The sequence below is a fragment of the Lientehia hominis genome (assembly GCF_021044755.1).
In the GTDB taxonomy this organism is placed as follows: Bacteria; Bacillota; Clostridia; order Lachnospirales; family Lachnospiraceae; genus Lientehia; species Lientehia hominis.
Genome location: NZ_JAJNOR010000005.1, coordinates 159327 through 180448 on the forward strand (window position 1 = coordinate 159327; position 21122 = coordinate 180448).

The following is a 21122-nucleotide window of genomic DNA, read 5'->3' on the forward strand; positions in this document are numbered from 1 at the left end:
TCGTCCATTATACCACAAATTCTGGCTCTCGTAACGCCTGCTGAGCAAGGAATCTGATAAAACTTATCATGTCTTCTGACAAAAAAGAAGTGACGGAAATGCCGGCCAGTGGTAAACTGGTATTGTAATTTTTTTAATTTAATCGAATAAGGAGAACGAAAATGCTGGAATTCCGATATGACACACAGCTGCTCCTCGAAGGAGAAAACCTTGATGAGGACGCCATCAGTGATTATTTTACGGAACATTTTAAAGGAGACTGCCTACTGGCGGTCGGAGACGAAGACCTGATCAAAATCCACTTCCATACAAATGAGCCGTGGGAGGTCCTTAAATATTGTTCCTCCATCGGTGAAATCTACGATATCGTGATCGAAGATATGGACAGGCAGGCCAGGGGTTTAAAGGGATGACGGAAAAAGCGGGGCAAAGCTTTTAAACTTTGCCCCGCTTTTAAAACGAAAACCTCTTTTGTCATTCCTCTGCATACGGCAGCGTGTAGAAATCTGCCTCTGAAAGCGCATTCAGAAACCGGCTGACAATGCTGTCGTCTGAACGGTAATAGCCTCCTTTCAGCCTGATCTTCCCTTTTGTTACGGCAAGAGTGATGCCTTCCCCTCCGCTTTCCTCTTCTGAAAACCGCAGGCTGAAATCCAGCTGCCACACTCCGGACCGCGGCCCCAAGGCGCTGTCTCCTCCTTCGTTATAATAGGCGGAGTGAAAAAGGATTCCAGCGACCCGCCCGTATTCCTCTTCCCACTCCTCCATGCCGTCTATAAACTGCTCCCGGGATTTTTCACGCCAGCCCTCGTAGCCAATGGACAAGTATTGTTCCGCACGTTTCTCAAACGCCTCTTTATCCTGCTGCTCCCGTTCCTCCATTTTTTTCCAAATCCATTCGGGAACACAGGCAAATTCATAGTAATATGAATCAAGATCGCGTTCATCCGTGTATGGATCCTGGCCCACGTCAGACATTGTACCGATGCAATAGCTGTCTCCTTCCAGATTCCGCACGCGTATGGGGCGCTGTATTTTCCGGTCTTCCTCTCTGTCAAAGGATCCATCCCCCAGCCATCCTTCTGATTTCAGTTTGTCATATGCTTCCGCCGGTATGATAAAGTGAGTATTGTTAGACTGCGTATGCTGACATATAGTTTCCCAGAAGTCCAAAGCCGCTTCTCCCTCCAGAGCATCCGGAATCCCGTTAAAATACTTGGCCATCTCTGTCGGAGAAAACATCCATATCTTTCCGTCGACCTCGATTGCCTGGTATTCCTCCGTCTTTACACCTTCCCCCCGATACTTTTCATAATCCGTCAAATCTTCCCATGTGCTTTCCGAGTCAAGCATATCGAATGCTTCTCCATAAGCTCCTTTTTTTAATAGGGATAAAAAATGCCGGCCGCCCATGATCTGACCCAGGTTGCTGAAACAGATGCCGTCGCCGGTAATCTGCGCTATGCTCATAAATACCAGGGGGACCGCCAGCAGCGCCGCGATCAGCGAATAAATCCATCTCCTCCGCACCTTTCTCAGTCCATGCCGAAATTCTTTTCCTTCCTCCACAGCATCCGGCTCCAGCTCCGGGCTGTCTGGGACAGTTCTGAATGCCCTCTGATACGTTTCCCGGCACTCACTGCATTCTTCTAAATGCTGTTCAATGGCTGCTTTGCTTTCCGGTGAACAAACGCCGTCCGCATAAAGCGGAAGCAGATCCTGTATGATGCCACATTCTGTTCTCATCCCCTGTCCTCCCTTTCTATCAAAGATGTCAGCTGTTCCTTTGCCCGGAAATATGTAACTCTTGCCCAGCTCTCAGATTTTCCGAACAGCCGGGCCAGTTCCTTATAGTCCGTGCCGCTGTATACCCGCATCGAGATCACGGTCCGATAAGGTTCAGGCAGATTTAACAAATGTCTGCGAAGAGACTGCACCCGTTCCTTCTCCAAAAACACTTCTTCCGGATCTTTAAGAGCCCCATCCTGCTGTTCCCCCGCTTCCTGCATGGGAACCGTTCGCTTTCGCCGTTTCATTTCCCGGAAATAAGCATTTTTTCCTATCTGGCACAGCCAGGTGGAAACACTGCAGCGGTTCTCAAACTTGTCAGCGTGCAGAAATGCCTGATAAAAAGTCTCCTGAGTCAGTTCCTCCGAAAGGCTGCTGTCACAGGACAGCGCAAGCAGGAACCGGTAGACCTGTCCGGCATACTTCTCATAAAGCTGTGAAAAACCCGCCACATTGATCCCCCCCTTCTCTGTTTCATATATTAGAGCGCTTAAAATCTAATTTGTTACATCTTTTTCTGTCTTCCTGGTCAATCATACGGCTTAGGCCACGGCATTGATTCCCTAAAGAGCCTGTGGTATACTCAGAATCAAAGAGCAGCCTGCCTTAACAGAAAAAATGGAGGAAATTTCTTTGCCGGACACAATAATTGCTTTAAACACAGTCTCAAAAATATATGACAAAAAAACAGTATTAAAGGATGTGACTTTCTCTGTCCAAAGGGGGCAGTCCATCGCGTTCACCGGACACAATGGAAGCGGGAAATCGACCCTGCTCAAATTGATCGCCCGGCTGGTAACGCCCTCAGGCGGAACTTTAATCTCTAAAAGCGGGCTGCTGTTCCACTATATTCCGGAGCATTTCCCCAAATCCAGCCTCACAGCCCGCCAATATCTCAGGCATATGGGAAGCATAGACGGTTTGAACAAAGATATCCTGAAAGAGCAGGAGGACAAGCTATCTGAAGACTTTTTCATACATGGCATGCTCGATGTCCCGATGAAGCATCTTTCAAAAGGCACCCTCCAAAAGGTCGGTGTGATTCAGGCTCTGTTAAAGAAACCAGACGTGCTGCTTTTGGACGAACCTTTATCCGGCCAGGATATAGAGTCTCAGGCCGTATTCATCCGTAAAGTGAAGGAACTGCATTCAGAGGGAGTCACTCTTCTCATGTCCTGCCACGAGCCCCATCTGACCACACGCATATCGGACCTTGTCTTTGAGATCGAGGGAGGAATCGTCCGCACTGCAGACAAAGAACCCTCCATTCTCCAAAAAAACTATATACTGCTCTTTGATGGGGCTCCCCAGGCGCAAGTCCCGCCGGGAATATCCCCTTATACAGTAATGGACAGAACAGATCAGAAAGGCCGGCTGAAAATTTCGGCATCGGAACAAGAAAGTGACCGTTTGCTGCCTCTGATGCTGGAAAAAGGATGGAAGCTGAGGGAAATGTATGAAGACCACATATGAATTGATCCGGTATCACTTCCACTCCTATTTTAAATCCAGCAGGTTTGTCATGCCGGTGGTCATCCTGGCTGTGGTTCTCTATTGTATGTATACGATCATGCCCGTGGGAATCGTTGACAGCTTTTCCATCTCCAGTGTCTGCCTGTTTCTGATCATGGTCTGGGCAGGGCTGTCCTATAATATGCTGGAGGATCCGGTATCCGAGCAGCTGATGATTCTGAGAGTCCGCAGTGACATCACTTATTACCTGAGCTGCAGCCTGTTTTTAATTCTGCTGGGAATGCTGGCCTGTCTTATCAGTACTCTGTTTCCCGTGATCCAGAACCTGCTGAACCACAGGCAGTTGTTCCTGCGGCCCATTAAAGCCTCAGACATCCTATGCGGCTGGCTGCTGCAAAGCGCCAGCGCGTTTGTGGGAAGCTCTGTGGGCGCCTTGCTGCATCCCCGTATTATGAAAGACAGAAAGATTGCCATTTCTCTCACAGCTTTTATCGCCGTCATGGCTGTTTCAAAATTTGGAATTCTGCAGGAGATACCGGCTTCCCGCTCTGTCCTGTGGATATTCCCTCCCATGGAAGAGCTCAATTCCATCTTCGCGGGTGAAGAAACCTATTCTCTTCTGAAGGTACTGGAAGCTCTTGGAATCCTCTGCCTGTATGGCACCGCCGTTTCTGCACTCCGGATATGGCTGCTGAAAAAAAGGAAATTCTAATAGAATAAAATAAATACGGGACCGGTGTTTTTAACACCGGTCCCGGTCTTATTTAACAGGTAGCCCCGCCGCTCAGATGAAGCTGAGCCTTAAGAATCTCTTCTTTCCTCTCTAATAGTCCATCGGACAAAAGCTGTTCTTCCACATTTTCAAAACCGAGCCGTTCAATGGTCCTCGCAAAACGTTCTCCCGTCTCGCCCTGCTCACGGAACAAAAGAATCGCTTTTTCGATTACCTTCAAAGCCTCTTCTTTATCTGTGAAAACCTTATGTAATGCTTTTCCTTGAGCGATCTTTTTTCCCCATCTGCCTCCAATATATATCTTATAGCCATGGATTCCTTCTTCAATCGCGTCAAAGCGGCATTTGCCCACACAGCGGCCGCAATTGATACATGCCTCCTTGTCAATCTCGAGGATACCGTCCACTACAGAGCAGGCGTTTACCGGACATGCGGTGACGACCGAACATTTTTTACAGCCGTTGCAGCTGTCCTCGTCAAATACCGGGATACACTGGCCGATGATGCCCACGTCGTTCAGGTTGGGCTTCACACAGTTATTGGGACATCCGCCGACGGCTATTTTGAATTTATGGGGCAGCTTCACATCGGAGTAACCTTCGTAAAAGCGGTTATGGATCTCCTCAGACAAAGCATACGCGTCGATCAGCCCATACTGGCAGGTAGTCCCTTTGCAGGACACCACGGGGCGGACCTTGGATCCAGTGCCGCCGGTCTGCAGTCCCCCTTCCGCCAAAAAAGCGCGGAACTCGTCAATCTTATCATAAGGAACACCCTGCACCTCCACCGTAAGGCGGGTCGTAAAGGTCACAATACCGTTTCCGAACTTTTCCGCAGCTTCCGCGATGTGTCTCTGCTGCGCCGCCGTGATCTTTCCATTGACGGTAATGATCCTGGCGGAAAAATTATCCGTTCCCTTGTTGCTTAAAAATCCCAATCCCTTTACTCTCTTCTCATCTTCAGGGCTAACTGTTAAACATGCCATTTTTACTTTCTCCTTTTTCTTGTCATCTTTTATTCTTCATTTTCCAGTATGCCGGTGTTGAAAATGGTCCCCCCCTCCAGCACCAGAGTGTTGGTATAACCATGCTGTTTCAGACGATTCTGTGTCAGATATGCTCTCTTTCCTTTGGCGCATACCAGCAGAAGCTTAGCATCCTGAGCATATCCTTCCACAGGCCCGTTTATTTTTGTCAGATCCAGATACGGAATCCCTTTTATAGTGGGCGCGGCAGATGCATCTACCAGCTGATATCCTTCGGGCACGCCGTCTTTTGCGTACTGCGCGGGCGTCAGCGTCTCATAGGCCCCGCTCATCTTGTTGAGCAGTACGTTTACCGTATTGGCAAACGGATGGATAGCCGTGGAGAACGGCGGGGCATATGCCAGATCCATATTCGCCAAATCCTCCAGGGAAGCTCCCAGCGTCAGCGCTGTGACGGCGATATCCACCATTTTATCCACAGCCCCTTTTCCAAGGACCTGGATACCCAGGAATTTCTTCGTGCTCTTATCCGCGATCATCTTTACGATGAAGCTGCCGGCTCCAGGATAATAGTGAGCTTTGTCATCCACAACAGTCACAACGCTCACCGGATCAAATCCTGCGGCTTTCGCCGTCTCTTCCGTAAATCCTGTCCTTCCCACATTAAGCTCAGGAAGCCGGCATACAGCTGTCCCCAATACTCCGCCGTACGGAATTTCTTTTCCTGCCAGATTCTGAGCCAGCAGGCGGCCTTCAATATTGGCGGAAGAGCCCATCGGAGACCACTGAGGCTCTCCTGTGACCTTGTTTGTAACGGTAGCACAGTCTCCCAGAGCATAGATATCCGGATCATTGGTCCGCATATACCGGTCCACCTTCACCGTCCTGTTGGGCATGAGTTCGATGCCGGAATCCGAAAGAAATGCCGTATTGGCACGGATTCCGATGGACAGTACCACTGCGTCCGCTTTCATAGCCTTTCTGCTGGTCTGCACTTTCTCAACCTTTTCTTCACCGAGAAATCCTTCCAGCCTCGTACCGGTGAATACCATGATACCATGATCCGCCAAGTGGTTTTCCACATACTCTGTCAGCTCTGGCGCGAATCCAGGCAGTATCTGGGGAGCCATATCGATGACGGATACCCGAATATCCTTCGCAGCCAGGTTTTCCGCCACTTCAAGTCCGATAAATCCCCCTCCGACGACGACTGCCCTCCTGATACTTCCAGATTCTACAGCCTCTCTCAGAGCTGAGGCGTCATCTGGAGTCCTCATAAAATAAATTCCTTTTAAGTCCATTCCCGGAAGGGGAGGCTTAATCGGTGAGGCGCCCGACGCTATCACAAGCTTGTCATATTCATAGACCGCGGTCTCTCCCGTTTCGGTATTGACCGCCTCCACATTTTTCGCTTCCCGGTTCACTTTAGTGACCTCTATTCCGGTCATCACCCTGGCCCCCGTCAGACGTGAGAATTTTTCCGGGGTATTTACGATCAGCTGCCCTTTTTCCTGGATTACTTCACCTACATAATAAGGAAGACCGCAGCCCGCATATGAAATATCCTTACCCTTTGTAAGAATCGTTACCTCTGCGTTCCCGTCTTCCCGCATAAGCTTTGCGGCCGTTTTTGTGCCCGCCGCCACTCCGCCGATAATCAATACCTTCATTTTCCTTCTCCTTTTATTCTGCTTCGCATGGGCATTATATTTTCAAACTGGCACAAGTATAACACATATTTTTGTATAAGAAAATTCAATTTATTTTATCATATTGATAGGTTTTTCCTATTTCATATCGAACTTCCCTTCATTCTTCTCCTCGCAGACCTTAATCCCGTGATAAAACATCCAGCTAATGGGAGTCGGAACCCCCAGCTCCTTTCCAAGACGCACCACCGTCCCCGCGAACATTTCTACTTCCGTCTTTTTCTTTCCTTCGAGGTCCTGAAGAGTCGAGGGCTTATTCGTATACGGAATGTTCCGGACCGTCGCCTCCTGATCCTCAATATCCTGTTCCGTCAGCGGAATCCCCTTTTTATTGGCGACCTCCATTACTTCCCTCATGGCCCCTCTGCGGATCGCGTTGGCTGAATCACTGCTCCGGAAAGCGCCGAAAGGAATACCCAGCAGAGCACAGGTCAGATTTTCTCCCACGTTGCACATATATTTAAACCAAATCCCCCGTTTCATATCTGTGTCAATCTCATAAGGAATATCACAGTTCTCAAAAAAGTCCCGGATTCTCTCTGTCCTGGGGGTCAGCTCCTCATTCTCCGCCTCCCCAAAATGCACCTTTCCCCAATACGGATCAAAGTCCGCCGCTCCGTCCTTCATGACGATGGACATACGCATATAAGAATACAGTACATGCTCCCATCCATATGCCGCCGCCACCCGCTCCTCACTGTCTATTCCATTCATGACACAGAGGATTTGAGTATTCTCCCCTACCAAGTTCCGAATATCCTCAATCGCCTGGTCAAGTCCCATATCCTTCATGGCCATGATGATCAGATCAGCCTTCGGACCCTGTTCTTCTGGCTGCCGCACAGTAAACCGGTAATTCACTCCATTTATGGTAACACCCTGCTTTTCCAGGCGCTCTTTCCGCTTTCCGGACGCGATCACCTGAAAATTTTGTCTGCCCAAATACTGCTCTATCCTGGGCGCAAAAAAAGAACCCATAGCTCCCAGACCGATCAGCGCCGCATTTTGAATCTTCATGTCGTACCTCCAAACCGAATTTGACATCTATGGCTCTATCATACCTGCTTCATGGGGCCTTTTCAAGCGATATTTCATTGTAGGGCGGGCTCGCCCGCCTGCCTGGAATATCCTGCTTATTTCCGGAACAGATTCAGAAATCTGTCCCAGGGGGTTTTTGTCTCTTCCTCCTCCGTTTTCGGTTCTTCTATTTCCTCTTTCTCTATCGGGTCTGTGGATATCACAAACTGGACCAGCTCCACATTCTGATTTTTCTCAGATACAAAGGATTCCGGACGGAAATCCGATTTATCATAATCCTCCAGAAGTTTATCAATCTCCTCCTGGATCTTCTCCGGGATATCCTTTGTCTCCAGATGCATCTTTCTTGTTCCGTCCTGAAGACCGGCCATTCCTTCAGAAACTCCGTCTGTTCCTGAAGCGATCTCCCCGATGCCGCTGTCTACCTGCCCATAACCATCAAGCAAAGCTCCCGTCCCCTCGGCCAGGCTTCCGATGCCGTCCATCAGGCTGTCAAAACCCTTTGCTGTGCTGCTGAGCCCTTCTGACAGTCCTCCGGCCCCGCTCTGCAGCTCTCCGAATCCATCTTTCAGACTGTTTCCGCCTGAGACGGCATCCAAAATCCCATCATCCAGGCTTCCATAGGACTGGGAAAGGAGCTCTACCCCCTCTGTATAGTCCAAAAGCCCCTGATGAAATTCTCCGTACCGTGCAGACAGCTCCGCTATTCCGCCATTTAATTCCTTAAGCGCATCCATAATGCTGCTCAGATCCATTCCTTTAAGCGCCTCTTCTATCTGATCCGCGGTATCCCTAAGTGCAGTTTCTATGGAGCTGAGCGCATCCGCCATATCATCCATAGAGCTCTGGACAGACACAAGACCCTCTTTCATCTGTATATAGGTCTGCTTTACAGTCTGGGCCGCCCGATAACTGGCCACCAGCTGGTTTACTGTCTCATTATCCGTTCCCAGACCGGCAAGAGCCGTCTCGTCGATTTCGGGAATCGCCGTGATCACTTTATCCAGATTTGTGAACATCGTCCCATAATTTCCGGAAAGTCCGGTGATTCCACTTTTGATGCCGGCGAGCCCGTCTGCAAATCCCCGAAGTGCGTCCGGCAGCGCGGCCAGCTGCTCCAGAGCATTTCCATTCCCGGCAGCTGCGCCTGCACCCAGGCCTTCGCCGGTCTGTCCGCTTTCTTCCGCCAGACTGCCAAGCTTCCCTGCCAGCTGCTCCGCCATGGAGGCGAGCCCGTCTTTGACCGCCTGGGAACCCTCCGTTAGATTGCCTGACTGCCCGGCCACGCTCTCAATCCCACTCCGATATTCGCCGGAGCCTTCTTTCATCTGTGACAGGCCGGAAACAAACTCTGACAGCCCCGTCCAATAATCCTCCATGCCGGAATTCAGCCCAAGTGCTCCTGCGTTCAGCATTGAAAGACCGCCGCCAAGTTGAGAACCGCCGTTCTTAAGCCCGGTTATTCCGCTTCCAAGATTCTCCAACCCATCTTTATAGGAAGCGGAGCCTTCCTTTAAAGCTCCGGCGCCTTCTGCCAGGCTGGCCGCGCCCTCCTTAAGTTCTTCCGTCCCTTCATTCAAAGACGCGATCCCGTCGCTGAGTTCCCCCAGCTGTTCTGTCATGGAACTCATATCCGGCAGATCAAATGCCATGCTGAACGGGACCGCCGCTATGCTCATCCCGTTCATCCGGAATCCTGACACATCCGCTCCGACAGAAAAGCTTCCTTCCTTTCCCGGAAGAGCAGTGAACGTGATCTGCTTATTTTCACCTGCGTCCGCAATGGATGCGTCCTCTGCCTCTATATTCCGGCAGACAGAAGTATCCAGTGTGAGAGATATCTGCAGAAGATAATTTTCATAGAACAGAGAACCACTTCCATTCGGCTTTGTCAAAATGGAAATCTCCAGACGGCCGTTCTGTCCGGCCGCCTCTTCTGCCGTCACCTCCCTGCCGTCCAGACGGTACGTAATGGAAATATCCCAGGGAAGAGATCCCTCTTCTACGTTCCCTTGATAGTAAAATCGTCCGGCCTCTGCTTCCGCCGATACGATGCCGTACTTGTACTTCATTTCAGAAGTGTCCGTAAGATTCAGAATCTGACTGTATGCTCCGTAATCCTGTATGGTGCCGCCTTCCGCCACCTCCAGGCAGTTCACCACATAAATCCCCTTAAGCGCTCCGCCGGCCTCAAGAGACGCATAGATGACTTCGTCCTTTCCCTGGACCTTCGCCGCGCCGCCTCCCTGCTTTTCGGTTTCTTTCCCACTGCCGGCCTCCGCCGCCATGGATCTATCTCTGTCCGTCCCGCCGCCAAGTGTACCGAGTCCAGCCAGTATCACTGCAAGACATACGGCGAGACAGGAAAATAAAACTCTTTTGAACAGCCGTCTTTTCTTTGTCATTGTTGTCTCCTCCTTTTTCTCCATGTAGTCTTCCATATGATCTTGTCAAATACCAGCAGTGCTGCCGGCAGGAACCCGAGCACCATCAGCATGGAAAGGATGGTCCCTCTCCCCAGCAAAAGTCCCAGCGCAGACACGATGGGGTTGGATGAGGTCAGCCAGAGACACATCCCCGCCGCCGTCATAATGGCCGCCGAGACGAGGATGGAAAAGAAAACACTCCCTATGGTCTTTTCCATGGCTTCCTTCGCCTTCCACTCCATCCTGTTCCCACGATAGGTATCTGTGAGAAGGATGGCGTAGTCTACAGTAGCGCCCAGCTGGACCGTATTGATCACCAGATACCCGATATAGCATAATGAGGAACCGTCAAAGTACGGGACAGCCAGATTGATGAATATGGCCGTTTCTATACTCAGTAAAAGAAGCAGAGGCAGTGTCAGGGACTTAAAGGTCACCAGAAGCACAAGTCCGATGGAAAGGACGGCAAGCAGGTTTACCCGGCTGTTATCTGTCTCCACTGTATTCTTCATGTCATACAGGTTCACACTCATTCCGCAGGAATAGACCTCTTCCTCTCCGTATAATCCTTTTGCAGTATCCTGTATCTGTTCCACCAGGAGGAAGGCTTCATCTCCCTCCTGAAGCGTATCTCCGTAAATAATAAAACGGCTGTAATGTTCCGAATAGAATTGGCCCGTGATCTCTTCTCCCAGATATTCAGGAGGAATGGCAGCGCCGACCGTCCCCGCATAGGACATAACGCCGCTGACATGCAAAAGCTCTTTAAGCTCCTCTGTCAGAACCTTTTCCTTGGCAGGCTCTCCCCTTGGCACCAGAAGTACCATGGGATTAGATTCTCCAAAGGCTTCCGTGATCATCCGTTCATCCCGTCCGCACCGGATACTGTCGGGCATGCTTCCCATACCATATGTAAAATCGGTCCGTCCCTGGGCCAGATAGCAGGGCAGGAGGAGCAGCAGCGCAAGAATTCCCACGGGAATCCTCGCTTTTAATATTCCTTTTCCCAGCTTCTTCCCCTTTGGGAGAAACGGCCTGTGCCGGGTCTTGTCTATCCACTTATAGAAGCAGAGCGTAAATGCAGGAAGAAAGAACATGACACTTAAAAAGCTCAGGACAATCCCTTTAACCAGATTGATACCCAGATCCACGCCAATCTGAAAGTTCATAAAGGTGAGCGCCAGGAATCCAAACAAGGTGGTAGCCGCACTGGCGGCGATGGCCGTAAAGGAGTCCTTCATGGCCATTTTCATGGCCCGATTCACGATCGGTCCTCCCTCACTTCTGGAAACATCAGAATCTGCCAGTTCCTTCCTGTGCCGGTCAAAGCTGTGGAGCAGAAAGATGGCATAGTCCAAGGAAACCGCCAGCTGCAGGATTGGGCTGACCGACTGGGTCACAAAGGATATCTCCCCAAAGAATAGGTTGGTACCCATGTTAATAAGGACAGACACCCCGATCGCCACCAGAAAAAACAGGGGCTCCAGCCAGGATTCCGTGGACAATATCAAGATCAGCAGGATGATGGGCACCAGGATGAGGATTGCCCTCATACATTCCGTAAAAGCCATGGTCTGCGACGCGGCAGTGGTGACTGCATCGCCGGCCGCCGCGTTTTCTTCTCCGATGAGTTCATAAATATCCGCTACAGCCTTTGCTTCCATCCTGTCTTCTATGGCAACAGAGAACAGAGCTGTGTTGTCCTTATAATAGGTCTCCACGGTCTTCTGATCCATGACTTCCAGCGGTGTCTTAAGGTCCGCCGCATCGTCCAGCCACAGAACAGACGACACTCCCTCTATCTGACTGAGCTTTTCTTTATAATCCAGCGCCTCCTGTATGGAAATATCCTTTACCATGACCCGGGTGCCCGGCACTCCTCCCTCAAATTCCTCTTCCATCAATTTGAGAGCTTTCGTGGACTGTGCATCCTCCGGCAGATAATCAACCATATTGTAATTTACGTTCACAAAAGGCCAAAAGGCCGTGCAGAGCGCCGTGGCCGTCAAAAAGACCGCCACCACTAATTTTTTGTGTGCCAATATCCATTCTCTGACCTTATCCATGGCGCTCGTTTACCTCCTGTCAAATACCGATTCCAGTTGCTTTTCTTGTTTGGTTTTATTATAATAAACATAGTGTTGCATTATCAACAATCAGTTTTTTATAATTCGTCGTGTGTAAGACAATTTTTCAAATTTTGTCGGTTAATCATCAAAACTCCTTATTAATTTTTTATAAACAGAAAGGACTCCCTATGAAAGAGCAGAAAAATGACCGCCGTTCCCGCTATACCAAACGTTTTCTGAAAGAGAGTCTCATTGAGCTCATGGAAGAAAAGCCCATCAATAAGATATCCGTATCCGAGCTGTGCGAAAAAGCGGATATCAACCGTTCCACCTTCTATAACCACTATTCGGATCAGTATGACCTGCTGCAGCAAATGGAAGAAGAAATCATTGACGATGTGAACACGATGCTGGCCGATTGCGAATATCAAAAATACGACTCCAAGCTCATGCAGATTCTGGCATATATCTTTGAATACATCCGGGACAACAGCCGCGCCTGCCGCATCCTGCTCAGTGAACAGGGGGACGTCCATTTTCAGAGGCAGATTCTGATGATCGCCCACGAATCCTATGTCACGGAGCTGGTCACCCGAAACCGCCTTGAAGAAGATACCGCCACCGATATCTACCTGTTCATTGTCAACGGAAGTATCGGCCTGATCCAGAGCTGGCTGAAAAACGGCATGAAAAAATCCGCCCATGAGATGGCGGAATTGATCGTGCGGCTGTCAGGGGGCTGTGTGGCTCCCTTTGTTCGATAGCATTAATAAAGGCCTGCCAAAAAAAGATCCGGCGGACTAATGGCAGTGAAGCCGCATGATAAGTCAAAAGCATGTTTTTATGTGTGCGAAAAGGCGGAATAAAATGAAATATAGAAAATTTGGCAGTTCCGACTTAAACGTGTCAAAAATCTGTATGGGCTTTGGCGATGCCGCAAAAGGCCAGCACACCTGGACTTTGGATGAGGAACATTCCAGAGAGATTATCCGGCGCGGATTGGAATTGGGTGTGAATTTCTATGATACGGCCATTGCCTATCAGAGCGGCACCAGCGAACAATATGTGGGCCGGGCGCTGCGGGACTATGCTAAACACGATGAAGTGGTAGTGGCTACCAAGTTTTTACCGCGCACCTCTGCGGACATCGAGGCAGGCGTCAGCGGCCAGCAGCACATTGAACGGATGATCGACAAGAGCCTCCAAAATCTCGGCATGGACTATGTGGACCTGTATATTTATCACATGTGGGATTTTGCGACGCCGCTCTATGAAATCATGGACGGACTCAACCGCATCGTAAAGGCGGGAAAGGCCGCAGAGCTCACCTTGTCAAATGAAGAAATCAGCTATCTGGAGGAAGCCTATATTCCCCACAAGCTGGTGGGCGTTATGGCGGAAAACAATGAAAAATTATTAAGGGCTGCGCCCACCTGGTCTATTGGAAAACATGCACTCTGAGGCATTTTTCCTCTGCCCATCTGGCAGCGGCAGACATAGATATTTTACATTTCTTAATACAAGATATGTAGAATGCGTGTGGCCGCTGTGCTATACTAAGGGCAAAGAGGTGAACCTATGGAACTGCGTGTATTAAATTATTTTTTGATGGTAGCCCGGGAGGAAAACATTACAAAGGCGGCTCAGCTTTTGCATATAACCCAGCCTACCTTATCCCGCCAGCTCATGCAGCTGGAGGGGGAATTGGGGGTAAAGCTGTTTCAGCGGAGCAATCACTGTATTGTCCTCACGGAGGAAGGAATGCTCTTAAAGCGGCGGGCACAAGAACTGATCAGTCTGGCGGAAAAAACGAGGCAGGATTTGATGCAGAGGGATGCAGAACTGACGGGTGAAATCTCGATTGGCTGCGGTGAGCTGCAAAGCGTAGATTTTCTTGCGAAGCTCCTGGCCCAATTTCAAGCAGAGCATCCTCTTGTCCAAATGAATATTTTCAGTGGAAATGCGGACAGCATTAAGGAGCGCATCGAAAACGGACTTTTGGATATGGGGCTTGTGCCCGAGCCAGTGGATATGACAAAATATGCTTTTCTGCATGTGCCACAGAAAGAAACCTGGGGCGTACTGATTCACAAGGATTCTGAACTTGCCGGGAAACAGTCCGTCAGCCCGTCTGACCTGTTACATGTCCCCTTGATGACCTCCAACCGTAGTCTGATCCGGGGGCTGATCGCCGACTGGTTTGGTGTCGATTTTGATGATCTGCGTATCGTGGGTCACTATAACCTGCTTTACAACGCGGCAATCCTGGTGCGAAACAAAATCGGAGCGGCCATCTGCATTAAGCTGGATTGCACCTATGACGATACCTGCTTTATTCCGTTTTCACCTCCTATGGAGAGCGGGTCTGTTTTGGTGTGGAAGAAAGATCAGATGACCTCCCCAACTACAGCTGCATTTCTCGAGCATTTGCAGAAATGCGTAAAATGTATTTCTTCGAATACGATATAGGTATTAGACATAGCAACAGATGGGTTTTATAATAAAGGCGTACCCGAAAGGGCACGCTTTTATTTTTTATTGCGCTTGGAGAGGAGCCAAACACGAAATGACAAAGACAGAAGCAAGTGAATTTTACAACATCCCTGCAGAGATATTAGACGAATATGAAAGCTGGGGACTCTGTGATGAAGTCAAAAAAATCATGGGCGCATGGCAATATGACGACAGGGACATTGAGCGCCTCAGCATGATCATGACTCTGCATGACATCGGCTTCAGCAATAAAGATATTGAAATCTATATGCGGCTGATGCTGGAGGGAGATTCCACCGAACAGGAGCGGCTGCGGATGCTGAGCGATAAGCGCAGCAATACGCTGGACGAAATCCATTTCCGGGAAAGACAGCTGGACCGGCTGGACTATCTTCGATTCAAAATGAAAAAGAACAGGAGAAACCATGCTCAAAATCATCCATACATTTGCAGATGAATCCATTTTGACCAGGGACGGTACAAAACCGGACTTTGGCAAATTCAATCCGGTATTATTTGAGATGCCGGGCTGCATCTATTTAAAAACCGGTGAAACGCTTACGAAATGCAATGGCCTTGGCAAAGCGTTTAAATGAACAGATTGACAAGGAGGAAAAACATATGACGCACGTTGCGATCACAATGCTCCCTGGCCGGGACGATGAGGCCAAAAAAGCTTTGGCGATGAAACAGGACATCCCCATAGAAGAATGGAAACAGTCTATGGAGCGAATCCCAAAGGAAATCATGTTTGTGCAGCCACAGGAAGGATTTAATTAAAATGAAAAAGCTATTTGCATTGATATCAAGCTGCACGCTGCTCGTCACTCTGGCGGCTTGCGGCAGCACAAATCCCACGCTCAGCGAAGAGTCCAGAGAACCGCAGACAAGCGGGCAGTCGTCACCACACTCGGAGGAATCTTCCACAGCATCCAGCGCCCCGGAGAGCACGCCGGACAATATATCGGAACCGAAGACCGGAACAACTGAACTGGTGGTTTATTTCTCCTGGTCTGGCAATACCGAGACCATTGCCGGTGAAATCGCCTCCCCGACCGGTGCGGATATTTTCAATCTGGAACCGACGACAGCTTATTCCACCGATTATAATGCCCTCCTCGACGAAGCGCAGGCAGAACAGCGTGTCGATGCCCGCCCGGAGATTTCGGGCAGTATCGAAAATTTCGACAGCTATGATGTGATCTACCTCGGCTTCCCCAACTGGTGGGGCGATATGCCGATGATCCTCTACAGCTTCCTGGATGAATATGATCTCTCCGGTAAAACCATCGCGCCCTTTGTCTCCAGCGGCGGCAGCGGATTTTCGGGTACGCTAAAAGCAATAGCAGACGCGGAGCCGGGCGCAGCCATCACAGATGGCCTTTCCCTTTCCAGTGAAGCGTCTAAAAATCCCGGCAGCGCTGTAACAGATTGGCTTGCCGACATTAGGCTTGCAGAATAGGAGGAACCGTGATGAAAAAAAGCATGGCTTTTCTTATCTCTCTGCTGATGCTTCTCTCATTCACGGCGTGCAGCCAAAAGGGCGAAAGCTCTTTCTTATCGTCTTCCGCCCCGGTTTCTTCGTCTCCGCAAGCCTCCGGGGTGCCGGATTCTGAACCCCTTTCCGTGAATGCCCCGGACATTTTGTTTTGGTGAAAGGCGGAATATGAATCGGTTAGCAGTGGCAGGAACAGTCAGCGTCAACACAGCCGGCACGCAAAACCAAAACAGCACAAGAGGCGGAAAAGTGTTGATCGCCTATTTCTCCTGGGGAGGCAATACCAAGGGCGCTGCCGAGGAGATCGAGCGCCAGACCGGAGCGGAACTGTTTGAAATCACGCTGGTGAATCCCTACTCCGGCGACTATGACCCCGTTCTGTTGGGCTATTCCAACTGGTGGGCGTCCATCCCCATGCCGATTGCCTCTTTTTTGGAGGAATATGACTTTAGCGGCAGGACGATTATCCCATTTTGCAGCCACGGCGGAGGCCGCTTCGGCCAAAGTCTGACAGCCATTGCAAAGCTTGCGTCCGATGCTGTGATGGGCGATGCATTGGACATCCACTATTCCGGCGGTTCCAGCCTTGCCAGCGATGTGAGCGCATGGCTGGAAACGAACAGTATTCAAACGAATCAACGGCGTGACGAATCCCGCACAGGTAACGGATGCGGTAAAGGCGGCAAGCATCACCCTCAGCAGAGAGGAAATAGCCGAAATAGAGCAGCCGCTTCGTCTTTCTCTCTAATTCATAAACTGATTTCATGGATTTGATTTTGTAACCAATAAAAGAAATTACCTGCAAAAAATAGAAAGGTTGGATAAACGTATGGAAAAACAGACTGCGGGGCGCGAGGCCCTTGGAACCTTTGCTCCGAAATTTGCGGAACTGAATGACGATATACTGTTTGGAGAGGTATGGGCAAGAGAGGACCAGCTTTCCGTCCGTGACCGCTCAATTGTGACTGTGACCGCGCTGATGACGAAAGGAATTTTAGACAGCTCTCTGCAATATCACATAAATAATGCGAAAAATCACGGCATCACTGCAGAAGAAATGGCGGAGATTTTGACACACGCAGCCTTCTACGCAGGCTGGCCCAATGCGTGGGCGGCCTTTAAAATGGCAAAAGAAGTATATGGCGCCCAGGAGTGAGTAAGCAGTCTTTCGCTTTGAAGAGCGAAGGGCAAAAAGAAACGGAGGACTTATCATGAACAATGAAATGGAAAAAGCGGGCCTCTTCGGTTTGGGACAGCCCAACGATGCCTTTGCGCAGTATTTTATTGGACAGAGCTATCTGAACCCTGTCACCACAGAAGGAATCGGTATTTTCAATGTCACCTTTAAGCCGGGCTGCCGCAACAACTGGCATATTCACCATGCCGGCAAGGGCGGCGGGCAAATCCTGCTGTGTATGTCTGGCCGGGGCTGGTATCAGGAATGGGGAAAAGAGGCGCGTGAGCTGCATCCCGGTGATGCGGTGGTTATCCCGCCTGAGGTCAAGCATTGGCACGGCGCGGCAAAGGACAGCTGGTTTGCACACCTTGCGCTGGAGGTACCCGGCAAAAACACTTCCAATGAATGGTGTGAGGCTGTTGATGACGCGGTATATGCCAAGCTGAACTAGCGGAGGGAGAACGAATGAACATTTTAGTGATTCAAAGCAGCCCACATAAACAGAGTTTCCCCGCCTGGCCTATGAGCTGGGAAAGAAGATTGGCAGGTGAAGAAATGAAACCAAAAGTGACTATAAAAATCGTTCTCGATGTTCTTATGACCTTGGCGCTGCTCTTTCTGATGGGCTATCAGTTCTGGGGAGACACTCCGCACGAATGGGTGGGCACAGGGATGTTCGTGCTCTTTATCATCCACCATCTTCTCAACGGAAGCTGGCACAAAAATCTGCTGCACGGCAAATATGCCCATGCGTGTCCTGACGAGCCTGCATCTTGGGCTGCACTGGAGCATGTTGATGGGAATGGCAAAAAGACAGCTGGGCGTATTTGGCCTTTTCATCGCAGGCTCCCGCTCCAGATTGGACAGGATGCCCTGAGCCAAGCAGAACCGGCATGACTTTCGCCACGCCGATTCCATTTCAATCCTATTTACTTTCTTATGACCCTGCACAGAAAGTCCGGCGGATCTTATATATTATGGCAGCAGTATCAGCACTTCATGGGCCAGCACCGGCATTGCGGAAAGGATGAGCAGGAGTATCCATTCCTGCAGAGCCAGGGAACAAGTTCCAAATACCCCTATGAAATACGGCACCTCTGTAACCAGGAGCTGCAGTCCTATGCCGACGACAAATGCCGCAATCATCAATTTATTATTAAAATGCTTCATACGGAAGACTGAAGTCTCCACATCCCGCATGCCTATGGCATGAAAAAGCTGAGATATGCCCAGTACTGTAAACGCATACGTCTGGCAGCGGCTGAGCAGTGCCGGATCTGCCATGAGCCCCCTCAGATTTTCCAGAGTAACAGGCATCCCCGCGGAAGAAAGAAACGTAAGAGGAAGCTGAAGAAACGCGGTGGTACTGATGATAGCGATGAGCAGACCGTAAAGGATGGTACAGCTCAGCCCGCCTCCGGCAAAAAGACTTTCATTTTTAGATCGGGGCGGCCTTCTCATATAGTTCTTATTTCCATTCACATCCACGCCCAGAGCCAAGGCGGGCAGAGAATCCGTGATCAGGTTTATCCACAATATATGACTGGGCTTCAAAGGAGATGCCAGGCCAAGGGCTATGGCAGCCAGCATCGTAATGATCTCACCGAAGTTGGACGACAACAGGAAAAGGACCGATTTCTTGATGTTCTCATATATACTCCTCCCCTGGGCGATAGCCTTGGTGATCGTCGCAAAATTGTCATCGGTCAGCACGATATCCGCGGCATTCTTCGCCACGTCTGTCCCCGCCATCCCCATGGCGATGCCCACGTCCGCTGATTTTAAAGACGGCGCGTCATTGACCCCGTCCCCGGTCATGGCGACGATCTCGCCGGCAGCTTTGAAACCCGATACGATCCTCACCTTATGCTCCGGGGACACATGGGCGAACACCCGGACCTTCGGTATGCGGCGGGCGAATTCCCCGTCATCCATTTTCTCCATCTCTTCCCCGGATAAGCACTCTTCCATCCGGGACGCAATATGCAGTTCTTTGGCAATGGCAAAGGCCGTGTCTTCCCGGTCCCCGGTGATCATTACAGTCTTCACCCCGGCTTTCCGGAACTCCGAGACGGCTCCGGCAGCCTCCGGCCGGACTGGATCGGCCATGCCGGCCATCCCCACAAAGACCAGCTCTTTTTCCCTGGCCTTTTCCACGTCCATCCGCATACCCAGGGCCAGTACCCGCAGTGCATCTCCGGTGAACTGTTTCAGTACGCTTTTTATTTCCGTGCGGTCCCTTTGACTCATGGGGACTGCCTGGCCTCCCGAAAGAATGTACCGGCAGCGCTGCAGAATCTCATCCGGCGAGCCTTTTGTATAAGACACCGAGCTTTTTCCTTCTCTGTGGAGCGTCGTCATCATTTTTCTCTTGGAATCAAATGATATCTCATCTTTTCTGGGCATGCGCCTTTCCAGTTCATGACGGTAAAGCCCAAAGGAAGCCGCCATATCCAAAAGAGCCAGCTCTGTCGGATCCCCCAGACGGGTTTCCGAAGATAATTCCGCGTCATTACACAGCGTGAAGCCATAAAGAAAATGTCTGTCCCTCTGTATTTTTAAGGTAGAGGGACTGCATATCCTCCCATCCACAAGACATCTGGAGACCGTCATACGGTTCTGAGTCAGGGTCCCCGTCTTATCTGAGCACACCACGCTGACACAGCCGAGCGTTTCCACACTGGGCAGACGTTTTACAATGGTGTTTACCTTCACCATCCGGGAAACGCTGAGCGCCAGGACCATGGTAACAATGGCAGGAAGCCCTTCCGGCACCGCCGCCACGGCCAGAGAAATGGCAGTGATCAGCATTTCCATAACATCCCGCTTCTGCAGGACCGCAATCAGAAACAGCAGGACACAGAGGACTACCGAGACCACGCTCAGTATTTTTCCCAAATCCGCCAGCCGCTTCTGCAGTGGCGTCTTCTCCATGGGTGCATTTTGGATCATCTTGGCTATCTTGCCGATCTCCGTATCCATTCCAATGGATGTAACCACGCCCTCTCCTCTGCCATAAGTCACGGTAGTGGACATAAAGGCCTTATTGTTCCTTCCTGTATCCTTGAGGACCGGCACGGATTCCCCGGTCAGAGCAGCCTCCTCTACCTTGAGGTTCACCGCGGTGATGAGTTCTATGTCTGCCGGTATCTGTCTCCCCGCTTCCAGGCAGACGATATCTCCCGGTATCAGATCGCCGGCCGGCACTTCCCTGATCTTATCCCCTTCTTTTAACAGCGCTTTCGGGCTCGTCATCTTTTTCAGAGCTTCCAGCGCTTTTTGTGCTTTTCCTTCCTGTATGACTCCTATCACGGAATTCACTAGAATCACTGCAACAATAATCGCCATATCGCTGTATTCCTTCAAGAACAGAGATATGGCAGAAGCCACCATAAGTATGTAAATAAGCGGACTGTTCAGCTGTTCCAGAAAACTGGCAAAGACCGACTTATGCCTTTCCTCCTCCAACACGTTACAGCCTCTTTTATAAACTGCCGGTTCTTTATTTTTATCTGCCACTTTATTCCTCCCCAAAATATTATCCGCGAAAAAACCGAAATGAACGGGCGCCCCGTTTTCTTTTTCACAGTCATATTGGCAACATCAGCGCCGTGCTGCTCTTTGTATGCGACGCTATACTCAATGGATATGAGGACAGGCAGAAAAATATGCTATGGCTGTTAATTTCCTTTAACCTGTGGTATACTGAAATTGAATTTACCATCTGATCAGA

Annotated in this window: 23 protein-coding genes; 15 read left to right on the forward strand and 8 right to left on the reverse strand. The window is 50.1% G+C overall.

Features of this window, described 5'->3' with window-relative positions:
• Positions 1–161 precede the first annotated feature (161 nt).
• Positions 162–413: a kinase to dihydroxyacetone kinase gene (locus LQE92_RS09645; RefSeq protein WP_231062770.1), complete on the forward strand. Its 252-nt coding sequence runs from the start codon at positions 162–164 to the stop codon at positions 411–413.
• 61 nt (positions 414–474) lie between these two features.
• Here LQE92_RS09645 and LQE92_RS09650 read toward each other — a convergent pair whose 3' ends face one another.
• Both LQE92_RS09650 and LQE92_RS09655 read right to left on the reverse strand, forming a co-directional pair.
• Positions 475–1746 carry a zf-HC2 domain-containing protein gene (locus LQE92_RS09650; protein ID WP_231062771.1) on the reverse strand — a complete coding sequence of 424 codons (1272 nt, stop codon included), beginning with the start codon at positions 1744–1746 and terminating at the stop codon, positions 475–477.
• On the reverse strand, positions 1743–2240 hold the full coding sequence (locus LQE92_RS09655) for an RNA polymerase sigma factor (RefSeq protein ID WP_231062772.1): 498 nt from the start codon (positions 2238–2240) through the stop codon (positions 1743–1745). Before LQE92_RS09655 ends, LQE92_RS09650 begins: the two co-directional genes overlap by 4 nt.
• 181 nt (positions 2241–2421) lie before the next feature.
• Between LQE92_RS09655 and LQE92_RS09660 the strand changes: the two genes are divergently transcribed.
• Together LQE92_RS09660 and LQE92_RS09665 are read left to right on the forward strand one after the other, a co-directional pair.
• Entirely contained in the window at positions 2422–3261 is an 840-nt protein-coding gene (locus LQE92_RS09660; RefSeq protein ID WP_231062773.1) for an ATP-binding cassette domain-containing protein, read from the forward strand.
• The gene (locus LQE92_RS09665; protein ID WP_231062774.1) at positions 3245–3973 is read left to right on the forward strand and encodes a hypothetical protein; all 729 of its coding nucleotides are present in this window, start codon (positions 3245–3247) and stop codon (positions 3971–3973) included. The genes LQE92_RS09660 and LQE92_RS09665 overlap by 17 nt, the downstream gene beginning before the upstream one ends.
• A gap of 52 nt (positions 3974–4025) precedes the next feature.
• On the opposite strand, the gene LQE92_RS09670 is transcribed toward LQE92_RS09665, so the two are convergent.
• From LQE92_RS09670 to LQE92_RS09690, 5 genes are all read right to left on the reverse strand, one after another.
• On the reverse strand, positions 4026–4979 hold the full coding sequence (locus LQE92_RS09670; RefSeq protein WP_231062775.1) for a 4Fe-4S binding protein: 954 nt from the start codon (positions 4977–4979) through the stop codon (positions 4026–4028).
• 29 nt (positions 4980–5008) lie between these two features.
• Entirely contained in the window at positions 5009–6649 is a 1641-nt protein-coding gene (locus LQE92_RS09675; RefSeq protein WP_231062776.1) for an FAD-dependent oxidoreductase, read from the reverse strand.
• Positions 6650–6766: 117 nt separating this feature from the next.
• Entirely contained in the window at positions 6767–7705 is a 939-nt protein-coding gene (locus LQE92_RS09680; protein ID WP_231062777.1) for a ketopantoate reductase family protein, read from the reverse strand.
• Between the two features lie 116 nt (positions 7706–7821).
• Positions 7822–10131 carry a hypothetical protein gene (locus LQE92_RS09685; protein WP_231062778.1) on the reverse strand — a complete coding sequence of 770 codons (2310 nt, stop codon included), beginning with the start codon at positions 10129–10131 and terminating at the stop codon, positions 7822–7824.
• The gene (locus LQE92_RS09690) at positions 10128–12218 is read right to left on the reverse strand and encodes an efflux RND transporter permease subunit (RefSeq protein WP_231062779.1); all 2091 of its coding nucleotides are present in this window, start codon (positions 12216–12218) and stop codon (positions 10128–10130) included. The genes LQE92_RS09685 and LQE92_RS09690 overlap by 4 nt, the downstream gene beginning before the upstream one ends.
• Positions 12219–12409: 191 nt before the next feature.
• Between LQE92_RS09690 and LQE92_RS09695 the strand changes: the two genes are divergently transcribed.
• The 12 genes from LQE92_RS09695 to LQE92_RS09750 all read left to right on the forward strand — a co-directional run bounded on the left by LQE92_RS09695 (position 12410) and on the right by LQE92_RS09750 (position 18286).
• Positions 12410–12985, forward strand: a complete 576-nt coding sequence (locus tag LQE92_RS09695) for a TetR/AcrR family transcriptional regulator (RefSeq protein WP_231062780.1) — start codon at positions 12410–12412, stop codon at positions 12983–12985.
• Positions 12986–13088: 103 nt separating this feature from the next.
• On the forward strand, positions 13089–13682 hold the full coding sequence (locus LQE92_RS09700) for an aldo/keto reductase (RefSeq protein WP_269141914.1): 594 nt from the start codon (positions 13089–13091) through the stop codon (positions 13680–13682).
• A 117-nt stretch (positions 13683–13799) separates the two neighbouring features.
• Positions 13800–14690, forward strand: coding sequence for a LysR family transcriptional regulator (locus tag LQE92_RS09705; protein ID WP_231062781.1), 891 nt, complete (start codon positions 13800–13802; stop codon positions 14688–14690).
• Between the two features lie 97 nt (positions 14691–14787).
• A complete protein-coding gene (locus LQE92_RS09710; protein WP_231062782.1) occupies positions 14788–15171 on the forward strand; it encodes a MerR family transcriptional regulator in 384 nt (127 codons plus the stop codon).
• On the forward strand, positions 15140–15310 hold the full coding sequence (locus LQE92_RS09715) for a hypothetical protein (protein WP_231062783.1): 171 nt from the start codon (positions 15140–15142) through the stop codon (positions 15308–15310). Before LQE92_RS09710 ends, LQE92_RS09715 begins: the two co-directional genes overlap by 32 nt.
• A 25-nt stretch (positions 15311–15335) precedes the next feature.
• Positions 15336–15494, forward strand: a complete 159-nt coding sequence (locus tag LQE92_RS09720) for a hypothetical protein (protein ID WP_231062784.1) — start codon at positions 15336–15338, stop codon at positions 15492–15494.
• 1 nt (position 15495) lies between these two features.
• Positions 15496–16176, forward strand: coding sequence for a flavodoxin (locus tag LQE92_RS09725; RefSeq protein WP_231062785.1), 681 nt, complete (start codon positions 15496–15498; stop codon positions 16174–16176).
• 11 nt (positions 16177–16187) lie between these two features.
• Positions 16188–16370, forward strand: a complete 183-nt coding sequence (locus LQE92_RS09730) for a hypothetical protein (protein ID WP_231062786.1) — start codon at positions 16188–16190, stop codon at positions 16368–16370.
• 10 nt (positions 16371–16380) lie between these two features.
• Positions 16381–16986 (forward strand): flavodoxin, encoded by a 606-nt coding sequence (locus LQE92_RS09735; RefSeq protein ID WP_231062787.1) that lies wholly within the window; start codon positions 16381–16383, stop codon positions 16984–16986.
• A gap of 55 nt (positions 16987–17041) precedes the next feature.
• Entirely contained in the window at positions 17042–17368 is a 327-nt protein-coding gene (locus LQE92_RS09740) for a carboxymuconolactone decarboxylase family protein (RefSeq protein ID WP_231062788.1), read from the forward strand.
• A gap of 55 nt (positions 17369–17423) precedes the next feature.
• Positions 17424–17840 carry a cupin domain-containing protein gene (locus LQE92_RS09745; RefSeq protein WP_231062789.1) on the forward strand — a complete coding sequence of 139 codons (417 nt, stop codon included), beginning with the start codon at positions 17424–17426 and terminating at the stop codon, positions 17838–17840.
• 14 nt (positions 17841–17854) lie between these two features.
• Positions 17855–18286, forward strand: a complete 432-nt coding sequence (locus LQE92_RS09750; RefSeq protein ID WP_231062790.1) for a hypothetical protein — start codon at positions 17855–17857, stop codon at positions 18284–18286.
• 78 nt (positions 18287–18364) lie between these two features.
• Here LQE92_RS09750 and LQE92_RS09755 read toward each other — a convergent pair whose 3' ends face one another.
• On the reverse strand, positions 18365–20908 hold the full coding sequence (locus tag LQE92_RS09755; RefSeq protein WP_231062791.1) for a cation-translocating P-type ATPase: 2544 nt from the start codon (positions 20906–20908) through the stop codon (positions 18365–18367).
• Positions 20909–21122 lie beyond the last annotated feature (214 nt).